Raw genomic sequence first — 11,095 nt, 5'->3', positions numbered from 1 at the left:
AGCACGCCGGCACCTTCACCCATCACGAAGCCATCACGACGCGCATCGAACGGACGCGACACCCCAGACGGCGACAGCGCCCCCATGCAGCGGAAGGCGGAGAGCGGGAGCTCATAGATTCCCGCTTCCGAGCCGCCGACCAGCACCGCGTCCACTTCACCCAGGCGCAACATGCGGATACCTGCGACGATCGCGTCTGCACCGCTTGAGCATGCCGAAACAACTGAACACGCAGGACCCTCGAGACCGTGACGCATCGCCAGCACGCTGGCCGCCGCATTGCACATCGCCTTGGGGACGTCGGGGAAGTTCAAGGTGCCTGCGGCTTGCAGCGTGCCCTGTCCGCCTTCCCCCGACCCCACGACGCAGCCGATCCGCTCCGGCGCTACTGGTGCGCCGTTTTCGACCCAGCCGGCCTTTGTGAGCGCTTCCTGGGCCGCCACGACCGCGAATTGGGTGAAGCGGTCGTAGGACTCAATCTCCTCCGGGGTGAGGAAGTCGGCGGGCTTGAAGTCCGAGCAGGCCGCTACGCCGTCGACGACGACGCCCGCTTCACCCGCCGACCATCGATCCAACAGGCGCTGTGCGCCGACGCCGAGTGGGGACACTGCACCAAATCCCGTGACCACCACGCGGCGGTGACTCATTCGTCGTCCTCAGAGGCCTTCGGCTCGTTACTGTTGACCTTGCGGTGAATCAGCTTGACCATTCCGCCGAGGTCCGTGATGCCCTCAGCGTCGCTGGGACGAACACGCACTCCGTACTTTCGTTGCGCGACCTGCGCAATCTCGACCATGTCGAGTGAATCGAGGTCGAGCTCCTCCATCGTCGCCGAGTCGTCGATCTGATCTTCGTCGATGTCGAGCTCCTCGACGAGGAGTTTGACGATCATCGCCTTTATCTCCTCTTGGGATACCGTCTCAGTCGAAGTCGTGTCCACCACGCGCGTCACCTTTCCATTGCTTTACGCGACCAGCCAATTATCCGAAACCTGGGGCTCCTGCCCTGATTTGCGCAGGTCACGATTGACCCACAGCAGGAACTCCCCCTCCCTTGGCGGGGATGGCTCGTACGGCAGTGTGGGCATGGGCTGCCCCGTCGCGTCGCTCATCCGAGAGCACATCTCCGTTGCCATCGCTTGCATGCGCGAGACACTCTTGTGCATGTGCGCACGCATCTGCTCAGAGTCAAGGGCGCGCAACGGTGTTGTGAACAAGTTCTCCATATGCGAGTCGGTCATTTGAGGCACACCGACCTGCGTCAGGTCCTTCTCGGCGGCGCCCCACTCCATGAAGCGGCTCTGCATGAACACGTTGAGTTCTGTGGCATGGAGCAGCAGCGGCTGCAGCGATCGCATCAGGTCGATGTCGAGCAGGCTCCCGCTGCGGAACAGCGTCATCAGGAGCGCGAAGTAGTTACTGTTGTCCCACGCGAGCTTGCAGCCAGTGGCCTCTGGTTGGCCGTACACCGCAAGCGCGCCGGGAAAGACGTCCCGCAGAATGGTGACAATTCCGAGCATCGAGCGGTTGTGTTGCCGTACCCGCTGGGTGAATTCGGCGCCGTCGTCGCCGTCGAGGTGACGGCGGATGAGGTCGGTCAGCAGCGTATTACTGATTGCGCCCGTGTCATGGCCGGTGGAGTACATGGGATTTATGAACACACCCGCCTCCCCGGACAGCGCCCAGCGCTGCCGCGAGAACGTACGGCGAACCGTGTGCGTGTACCGCCGGCGCTTCAGGAAGTCCATGACACCGTCCGCCGTTGGCGGTAGGTGAGCGGCTACCTGCGGTTCGACTTCGCGAAGGAAATCGAGCAGTGCATCGTATCTGCGGATCCGCTCATACGGTACGTGCGCCGGATCGGTCACGACCCCAACGCTGCACGAGCCGGATCCGAGGTTGATCACCCACATCCAAAATCCCCGGCCGACAAACAGGTTCGTGCTTCGGAAGCGTGTCCCGCTCGGTACACGCGCGCGCCATGCCGGATCTTGCGACCAATCGTCGATCTTCAACTGATAGGGGACCCGGAAGAAGCTGCAGTTCTCGTTGTTCGGGATGGGGAGTTCGCTCGCCAGGTCTAGCTGTTGCCGTAGCAACCGTCGGGGCCCGGATGCGTCCACCACCCAACGCGCTCCGATCTCCCTCTTGCGCCCGACCGATTCGACGGCGAGGGTGTGGCGGTCGGGCTTGAAGTCCACGTGCGAAACCGCTGTGCTGTCGAGGATCTCGATCCCGCGGTCAGCCGCGAGCGACACCATGTGGTTCTCGATGACGCCACGATCGATGTGGAAGTTGGCCAGCGGCGAGAAGCGCGCCAAGCCGATCTCATGCCGTTGGGCAATGTCCTTGTTGCCGTCGTCTCCGGGGCACCACCACCGCAGTCCCATCTTCTTTAAGTGCTCGGATTCGAGGTGGTTGCGGATACCGATGACGTCGTTGAAGTAATGAGCAGCCACGTCTGCCAGCGACTCGCCGACCTTGAATGCGGTGGGCGGCACCGGATACGTGGATTTCTCGAGAACTGCGATGCGAGTCTGCGGCCGCAAGTCGTGGAGCTGCAGCGCGGCGCTCAGGCCACTTGCCCCGCCACCGATTATCGCGACGTCGTAGTCCTGGTTCGCCACGCTCGAGCCCTCCTCATGAAGTGGGGGTGACCCATCCCCCGGGGTGCGAAAACGCGCTCGCAGACCGACGCTACCAAACGGTGGGGCCGAGGTATATAGGTTTGCCGGATCTGTTTGCCAGTATCGTGCAATAGTGGATGCCATGGACATCCTCCGAACCCCGTCCGATCGGTTCAGTAGTTTGCCCGGCTTCCCATTCGAGGCACGCTTCATCGACTTTGAGGAAGTGCGTATCGCGCGGGTTGATGAAGGAAGCGGCCCTCCGATCCTGATGATTCACGGACAGCCGACTTGGTCGTTCCTGTTCCGCAAGTGCATTCCACCCTTGGTCGCTGCGGGTTACCGGTGCATCGCACCGGACCTGCCCGGATTCGGGCGCTCCGATAAGCCCGCCGACATCGGCTGGTACTCCTATGAACGGCATGTCGAAGTCTTGGCCAAGCTCGTGAGGGACCTCGACCTACACGACGTCACGCTGTTGCTGCACGACTGGGGCGGCCCGATCGGGTTGCGCCTTGCAACGGGCGAGGTGGGTGACCGGATCAGCCGCATCGTCGCGATGGAGACCGTGGCCGTCACGGGGGACTTCGACCTGGGCGAGGTCTGGCACCTCTTCCGTCAGATCGTTGCCGAGCGCGACCCCGTTCCCTGTGGACGGCTGGTACGGATGGGCTGTCACACCCGGCCGTCCCGTGAGGTCGTCAAGGGATACGACGCGCCCTATCCCACCCGGGCGTATCAAGCCGGCGTGCGCGCCTTCCCCGAACTCATCCCCCGGACCCCGGACTCCCCTGGCGCATCGGCAAATCGCGACGTCGTTACGGCGTTAGCTCACGATGACCGACCGGTGCTGTTGATGTGGGGCGAACACGACCTGATTTTCCCGCGTGAGCGCCTCGCTGATCGGCTTCGCGCGATCTTCCGCGATGCGCGAGATCCGCTCGTGATCCCGGGGGCCGGTCACTTCGTATTCGAGGACCAAGCCGAGTTCATCGCGACGACCCTGGCCAGGTGGTTGTCATCTCCCAAGGCGATCGTCGGCGCTCAATCCTGAGTTTTGGGAAGGGCCGCGAGCATGTCGGCGGTGACGGGCTCCGTTGCCATCGCGTGGAAGCCGCCGTCCACATGAATTATCTCGCCGGTGATGCCAGCCGACCAGGCTGACAGCAGGAAGCACACCGTTCGTGCAACCGGCCCCGGGTCGGCGATGTCCCAGCCGAGGGGGGCGCGGCGCTGCCATACGCCGGCGATCTGGTCGAAGCCGGGAATCGCGCTTGCTGACACGGTGTCTAGCGGGCCGGCGGATACCAGGTTGACGCGGATGCCTGAAGGTCCGAGGTCGCGCGCCAGGTAACGGCTCACGGCCTCCAGCGCTGCTTTGGCCACTCCCATCCAGTCGTAAAGCGGCCACGCGAACTGTGCGTCGAAGTCCAGACCGACCACCGAGCCGCCGTTCTTGAGCAGTGGCGCCAGCGCGACCGCCAACGCTTTCAACGAGTAGGCACTGGTGCGGAAAGCCTCGATCGCACTGTTCGCCGGCGCATCGAGGAAGCCACCGCCGAGCGCGTCGAGCGGAGCGAAGGCGATGGCGTGCAGCACGCCGTCGAGCCGGCCCCAGCGCCCCTGTAGGTCGGCCGCCAAATTGGCGAGGTGGTCTTCGCTGTTGACGTCGAGCTCGAGCACGTCCGCGGGGGCGGGCAGCTGCTGGGCTGCGCGACTGGTGATCCGGCGCGCGCGCCCGAATGAGGTCAGTATGACCTCGGCACCGGCACGTTGGGCCTGCTCGGCGACAGCGAACGCGATGGAATTCTCGGTGAGGACACCGGTGATCAACAGGCGTCGGCCTGCAAGAATGCGCTCATCCATTGGTCATCGCCCCGGCCAGCGGTGTGTCTTCGGTCCCGTTGAGCCGCCTTGTGACGAAGCGCGCCAGCTCAACGGGTGTTGGATGGTCGAACGTGACGGTAGCCGGAAGTCGGATACCGGTCGCCAAGGCGAGACGGTTGCGCAACTCGATCGCGTCCAACGAATCAAACTCCAACTCCTTGACAGTGAGGTTCGGATCAATCGCCGACGCCGTCGGATACCCAAGCACGGTGGCGATCTGCCCGCGGATCTCGTTGAGGACGAGCGCCTCGCGCTCGGCATCCGGCGTCTCAGCGAATCGGCGTAGCAGTGCCGAAGACCCGCCCGACGATTTGCGCCCACGCACGAGACCTTGCAGCAGCGGAGGCAACATCCCCTCCGCTGCCAGGCCGCGCACGGCTGACATGTCGACACGCACTGGCAGCAGCACAGCCCGTCCGCAGGCGCGCGCGGCGTCAAAAAGCTCAAGGCCCTGCTCGGGCTGCAGCGACGCGACGCCCAGGCGTGCGATACGAGCCAGGTCGGTCTCGCCGAGCGCTGCCGTCATACCGGCCGCCTCCTCCCACAGTCCCCACGCGAGGGACTGGGCCGGTAAACCATGCAGTTGTCGGCGCTGCGCCAGCGCATCGAGGTAGGCGTTGGCGGCCGCGTAATTGCCCTGCCCCCCGCTACCAAGAGTGCCGGCGACTGAGCTGAATAACACGAACTGCGAGAGGTCGACATCGCGCGTGAGCTCGTCGAGGTGGCTTGCGGAGACCGCCTTGACGGCCAGCACGCGCTCGACTTGCTCCGCAGTCAGCGTCTCGATTGTCGCGTCCGAGACGCTTCCGGCGGCGTGCACCACCACGGTCAGCGGATGCTCCTCGGGAATCGCATCGATCACCGCGGCGAGCTGCGCTCGATCGGTGACATCACAGGCGACGATCGTGACTTCGCAGCCATGTGCCGCGAGCTCCGCTGCGAGCTGGTCTGCGCCGGGCGTCCCCCGGCCGCGTCGGCCGATGAGCATCAACCGACGCACGCCATGCGCCACGGCGAGGTGACGGGCGACGTGGGCACCGAGCGCACCCGTGCCCCCGGTGATCAGGACGGTGCCGTCCTGCCTCGGCGGCTGGGGGATCGTGAGCACAGCCTTGCCGATGTGGCGCGCCTCGCGTACGTGGCGGAAAGCGTCGGCCGCCTGACGTATGTCGAACGCGGCGAGCGGCGGCAGGTCAAGCGCCCGCGACTCGAACAACGTGGCGAGCTCGGTGAGCATCACCTGAATACGCTCAGGCCCTGCTTCGGTCAGGTCGAACGCGCGGTAGTGGACACCCGGGTGGTCGGCGCTCACCATATCCGCATCGCGCACATCGGTCTTGCCCATCTCGATGAAGCGGCCACCACGCGGAAGCAGCGCGAGCGATGCGTCGACGAACTCGCCGGCCAGCGCGTCCAGCACGACGTCGACGCCAGCGCCTCGAGTCGCCGCACTGAAACGGTCTTTGAACGTCAGATCACGCGACGAAGCGAGGTGCGTCGCGTCGATGCCCTGGGCGCGCAGCGTCGCCCATTTGGCGGGGCTTGCCGTCGCGTACACCTCCGCGCCGAGGTGCCGCGCGAGTGCGCACGCGGCCATGCCGACACCGCCGGCGGCGGAATGGATCAACACCCGCTCTCCGCGCTGCAGCCCCGCGAGGTCCACGAGGGCGTAGTACGCGGTCAAGAAGATGGTCGGCGCTGCGGCCGCTTCGATGAACGACCAACCGGCGGGCACGCGGATCAGCAGGCGGTGATCAGTGACTCCGGTAGGCCCGAACGCTTCCGGAATCAGCCCCATCACGCGGTCGCCGGGTGCGACCCCCGACACCTGATCGCCGACCTCGAGCACGACGCCCGCTCCCTCGCCGCCCAGCGGCGCCCGTCCGGGATAGTGCCCCAGCGCGATCAAGACATCGCGGAAGTTCAGCCCCGCCGCGCGTATCGCGACACGGACTTCAGTCGGGCCCAAAGCAGCGTTGGCGCGCGCCGCGGGGACGAATGTCAAGTCGTCGAGCGTCGCGCACCGCTCAGAGTCCAGGTGCCAATCGCCATGTTCGGGCACTGCGAGGCCGCCGGTGGCGGTTACAGGCACCAGCCGTGGCGCATGCAGGCGTCCCGCCCGCACGGCGATCTGCGGTTCATCGGTGTCGAGCACCGCAGACCACCGGATCTCCTCGACCTCATCGGCGTCGACGAGAAGGAATGCCCCGGGATGTTCGGACTGCGCCGAACGCACGAGTCCCCACACCGCTGCGCCGTCCGGATCGGGCTCTTCACCGGCGGTGATCGCGACGGCGCGCCGCGTGACGACGGCGAGACGCGTCGCCCGCAGCCGATCCTCGGCGAGCCATTCCTGCAGTAGCGCAAGGGTGGCTTGCACGGGATCGTCCTCCCCCGACAGGTATGCGACCGCTATGTCTGCATCCTGCGCCTCATCGGCGAGTGCGGTGGTGCTGGCCTCGCCTAAGACGATGATGGCTGGTTCACCATTGTTTTGCCTCGGTGACAGCGCGACCCAGTCGATCGCGAAGAGGGCGCCGCGGCCTCCGCGGACACCCGACAATTGGCTCTGCTCAACGCGGCGCACGGCAAGTTGGTTGACCCGCACGACGAGGGCACCCGACGCGTCCACCGCCTCGAGGCTCAGCGTGTCCGGTGAAGTCATGGTCAGCGCGACGCGCACCGCCGCGGCACCGCCACGCCCGACGTGCACGCCCGAGAACGAGAACGGCAGCGCCACTGTGCCCTCTTCCAGGTCGGTCATAGCGGTCGCGGCGGTATGGGAGCACGCGTCGAGCAACGCAGGGTGGATGACGAAGCCAGCGGCGCGGGCGGCGGTCTCCGGATTCAGGGCAACCTCGGCGAGCAGTGCGCCGTCGCGCCGCCATGCTGCGCGCACCCCTTGGAACGTCGGGCCGTACTGGAGGCCGTATCCGGCCAGACGTTCGTAGAGGGCGCCCACGTCGACTGGTTCGGCGTCCTGCGGCGGCCAGGTGCCGGCGAGCAGATCCGAGGGCGCCTGCTGGTGATCATCGGAGACCAGTGTGCCGCTGGCATGGCGCACCCACTCTGCGCCGTGGTCGGGTGATGCAGGGCGGGAGTAGATGGCGACCCGGCGAGGCTCCTCGCCACTGCCGGTGACCGACACCTGCAGCTCGACGGCCTCGCTGTCCGTGACCAGCAACGGCACCTCGAGGACGAGCTCGTCGACGACGGGAAACCCGGCATGGGTGCCCGCGTGCAGCGCAAGCTCGACCAGCGCTGTCCCTGGAACCACGGTCCGATCGAGGATCGCGTGATCTGCCAGCCATGGATCGGTCGCGCTCGAGATGCGGCCCGTGAACAGCCAGCCGCCGTTGTCGGCGGTCCTTACAGCGGCGCCCAGCAGTGGATGTCCGGCCGATGCGAGCCCGGCCGCCGACAGGTCGCCGAGCGCGCCGTCCCCAGCCCGCCAGTAGCGTCGACGTTGGAAGGGGTACACGGGAAGGTCGACTTGGCGGGCATGCATCGGCTCGTAGACTGCCCGCCAGTCCACGCTCACGCCGTCAACATGGGCGGCGGAGATCATCTGCAGCAGTGTCCGCGTCTCGGAGCCTTTAGCGCGCATGCTGGGAAGCGCCAGTGGGGCGTGCTCAGCGTCACTGAGACAGTCCTGTGCCATCGCGGTCAGCACGCTGTCTGGCCCCACTTCGACATAGCGGACGGCGCCGAGTTTGGCCAACGTCGTGACACCGGCGGCGAAGCACACCGGCTCTCGCACCTGTCGGGCCCAGTAGGCCGGAGAGATGGCCTGCTCGTCCGTCAGCAGCTCACCAGTCACATTCGAAGCGATCGGTATCCGCGGTGGGGACAACGTGACAGCGGAGACGGCGTCGGTGAAATCGCTGAGCATCGCGTCCATCGACGGGGAGTGAAAAGCGTGACTGACATTCAGCCGCGTGGTCTTGCGCCCGCGCTCTCGCCAGTGACGCTCCGCCTCCGCGATAGCTGCCCGTCCACCGGACAACACGCAGGCGGCGGGGCCGTTGACCGCGGCGAGGGCGAGGGCACCGTCATATAACGCCATTCGTTCCCCCAACTCGTCCTTGGTGGCTTGGACGGCGAGCATCGCGCCGCCCGTGGGCAGCCCTCCCATCAGGCGCCCGCGTGCGGCGACGAGTGCGCAGGCATCGGCTAGGGACAACACGCCTGCGACGTTCGCAGCGACGAGTTCACCTATCGAGTGGCCGATCAGCAGGTCGGGCAGAACGCCCCATGCCCGCAACTGCGCCGCGAGCGCAAATTCAACGGCGAACAGTGCCGGCTGGGTATATTCGGTGCGGCCCAGTAGCTCCGACTCCGGATCACCCCCCGCGGCGAAGATGATGTCGCGCAGGCGACGACCCAGGTGAGTGTCGAAGTGCGTGCACGCTTCGTCGAAGGCTGTGGCGAACGCGGGGAAAGCGTCGTAAAGCGCCCTCCCCATCCCCGGATGCTGAGCGCCCTGGCCGGTGAACGTGAACGCCGTCTGGCCGCTGCGCATGCGGCCCTGAATCAACCCTGCGGCGCGGTCATGGCCGGCCAGCGCGCCGACGCCGGCGAGCAGCTCTTCGCGCCCGCCGCCGATGATTGCAGCTCGGTGCTCGAGCTGCGCGCGGCCGGTGGCAAGCGTCCATGCGACGTCGAGATCGCGCTGGTCGGGATGGCGTCGCAGGTGCGCTTGAAGCCGCTGCGCCTGCGCGTGGAGCGCAGCAGGGGTCTTGGCGGAGAGCAGCCACACCCTCGTGCCCGGGTCGCGTGCAGGTTCGGGTGGTGGACCGTCGGCCGCCTCGGCGGGTGTTTCAGCGATGATGACGTGGGCGTTCGTGCCGCTCACACTGAAGGAACTCACCCCCGCCCGTCGCGGGCGCTTCCCCGCCGGCCACGCCCGCGACTCGCTGAGAACTTCGACCCCGCCCGCTGACCAGTCCACATAGGGCGACAGGTGCTCCGCATGCAGCGTTCGGGGCAGCATCTCGTGGCGCAGCGCCTGCACCATCTTGATGACGCCCGCGACGCCCGCCGCAGCCACCGAGTGACCGATATTCGACTTGATCGTCCCTACCGCCAGCGGTCCGTTGGTGCGGTCGCGCCCATAGGTCGCCAGTAGGGCTTGTGCCTCGATGGGGTCGCCCAGCGGGGTGCCGGTGCCGTGGGCCTCGACCGCATCGACGTCGCTTGGCATCAGGCGTGCGTTTGCTAACGCTTGTCGGATCACCCGTTCTTGGGCGGGCCCGTTCGGTGCGGTCAGACCGTTGCTGGCACCATCCTGATTGGTTGCTGACCCGGCGATGACTGCCAGGACCTGATGGTTGCGGCTACGCGCTTGGGACAGGCGTTCGAGCACGAGGAGTCCCGCGCCCTCCGCCCAGCCGGCGCCGTCGGCTTCGGCGCTGAAGGCCTTGCAACGACCGTCCCGCGCGACACCGCGCTGGCGACTGAATTCGGTGAACAGAATCGGTGTGCCCAGGACCGTCACCCCACCGGCGAGCGACAGCGAGCACTCACCGCTTCGCAGCGCCTGGCAGGCGAGATGTAGCGCCACGAGCGAGGACGAGCACGCGGTGTCGACCGAAACCGCCGGCCCCTCCAGCCCTAGCGAGTAGGCCACGCGGCCGGATACCACGCTGCCGGCCAACCCGAAGGCAACGTAACCTTCAAGTTCAGGTGGCACGCTGGTGCCGATGCCGTAGTCAAGGGACCCGATGCCGGCGAAGACGCCGGCGTTTAGCCCGCGGACCGACTGAGGGTCGATGCCGGCGTGCTCCAACGCCTCCCACGCGACCTCGAGGAGCATCCGCTGTTGGGGGTCCATCGCGAGTGCTTCCCGCGCATTGATGCCGAAGAATTCCGCGTCGAATTCGGCGGCGTCGTAAACAAATCCACCTTCGCGTGCGTAGCTGGTGCCGGAGTGGTCCGGATCGGGGTCATACAGCCGGTCGATGTCCCAGCCCCGGTCGCCGGGCAATTTCCCGATCGCGTCGGTGCCGGTCGCCACGAGTTCCCAGAGATCCTCGGGCGACCGTACTCCACCCGGGTAACGGCAGCCGATTCCGACGATCGCGATCGGTTCGTCGCGCTGGTCCTCGAGCTCCTGCACGCGCCGTTTGGCCAGGCGCAGCTCCTGCGTGATCTTGCGGAGATACTGGCTGAGCTCTTCTTTCGTCGTCATAGGGCGCCGAACTCCTTATCGATGAGAGCGAGTACCTCTGAATCTGAGCCTGATTCGAGTACGTCGTCAGCCGCGTGACTGGTCTTGCCACTCGCGCCGGCTACAACGGCCTGCAGGCGACGCAGGCGATGATTGATCGCGTCGAGGTCGCCGTTGAGGCGGCGTGCCTCATCTCTCAGCAGCGATTCGAGCAAGGCTTCAACGGTGTTGAGGCCTCGGTCGATGGCGGCGCGTTCGTCCTCACCCGCGTCGCGGCGACCATGCAGTTCGCTGGTGATGAGTGTGGCGACGGCGGTGGGTGTGGGGTGGTCGAAAATGAGGGTGGCTGGGAGTCGCAGTCCGGTGACTTGTGCCAGTCGGTTGCGTAGTTCTACGGCCGATAGTGAGTCGAA

The 11,095-nt window shown here is 66.4% G+C and carries 7 protein-coding genes; 1 reads left to right on the top strand and 6 read right to left on the bottom strand.

Translation table 11 applies throughout. The features are described from left to right. From BST28_RS22310 to BST28_RS22300, 3 genes are all read right to left on the bottom strand, one after another. On the bottom strand, positions 1–647 hold a 647-nt coding region (locus BST28_RS22310; protein WP_272937548.1), incomplete at its 3' end, for a beta-ketoacyl-[acyl-carrier-protein] synthase family protein. Next, positions 644–943 (bottom strand): acyl carrier protein, encoded by a 300-nt coding sequence (locus BST28_RS22305; protein ID WP_133054359.1) that lies wholly within the window; start codon positions 941–943, stop codon positions 644–646. The genes BST28_RS22305 and BST28_RS22310, both read right to left, overlap by 4 nt. Positions 944–964: 21 nt before the next feature. Continuing rightward, the gene (locus BST28_RS22300) at positions 965–2,626 is read right to left on the bottom strand and encodes an FAD-dependent monooxygenase (protein ID WP_083083146.1); all 1,662 of its coding nucleotides are present in this window, start codon (positions 2,624–2,626) and stop codon (positions 965–967) included. Between the two features lie 142 nt (positions 2,627–2,768). On the opposite strand from BST28_RS22300, the gene BST28_RS22295 reads away from it, so the two are divergent. Next, the gene (locus tag BST28_RS22295) at positions 2,769–3,680 is read left to right on the top strand and encodes a haloalkane dehalogenase (RefSeq protein ID WP_083083150.1); all 912 of its coding nucleotides are present in this window, start codon (positions 2,769–2,771) and stop codon (positions 3,678–3,680) included. Here the strand turns inward: BST28_RS22295 and fabI are convergent. From fabI to BST28_RS22280, 3 genes are all read right to left on the bottom strand, one after another. Beyond that, positions 3,671–4,492, bottom strand: a complete 822-nt coding sequence (gene fabI / locus BST28_RS22290; protein ID WP_083083144.1) for an enoyl-ACP reductase FabI — start codon at positions 4,490–4,492, stop codon at positions 3,671–3,673. The genes BST28_RS22295 and fabI overlap by 10 nt on opposite strands. Continuing rightward, positions 4,485–10,703 carry a type I polyketide synthase gene (locus BST28_RS22285; protein ID WP_083083142.1) on the bottom strand — a complete coding sequence of 2,073 codons (6,219 nt, stop codon included), beginning with the start codon at positions 10,701–10,703 and terminating at the stop codon, positions 4,485–4,487. The genes fabI and BST28_RS22285 overlap by 8 nt, the downstream gene beginning before the upstream one ends. Then, positions 10,700–11,095: acyl carrier protein (locus BST28_RS22280; protein WP_133054357.1), on the bottom strand; the 396-nt coding region annotated here is incomplete at its 5' end. The genes BST28_RS22280 and BST28_RS22285, both read right to left, overlap by 4 nt.

This window comes from Mycolicibacter kumamotonensis, assembly GCF_002086285.1.
Classification (GTDB): domain Bacteria; phylum Actinomycetota; class Actinomycetes; order Mycobacteriales; family Mycobacteriaceae; genus Mycobacterium; species Mycobacterium kumamotonense.
This window is presented reverse-complemented; position numbering and strand designations above follow the sequence as displayed.

What these genes read in the sequence shown, in the direction of transcription:
- BST28_RS22285 (WP_083083142.1), bottom strand. Translation starts at nt 10,703, where the DNA reads ATGACGACGAAAGAAGAGCTCAGCCAGTATCTCCGCAAGATCACGCAG.
- fabI (WP_083083144.1), bottom strand. Translation starts at nt 4,492, where the DNA reads ATGGATGAGCGCATTCTTGCAGGCCGACGCCTGTTGATCACCGGTGTC.
- BST28_RS22295 (WP_083083150.1), top strand. Translation starts at nt 2,769, where the DNA reads ATGGACATCCTCCGAACCCCGTCCGATCGGTTCAGTAGTTTGCCCGGC.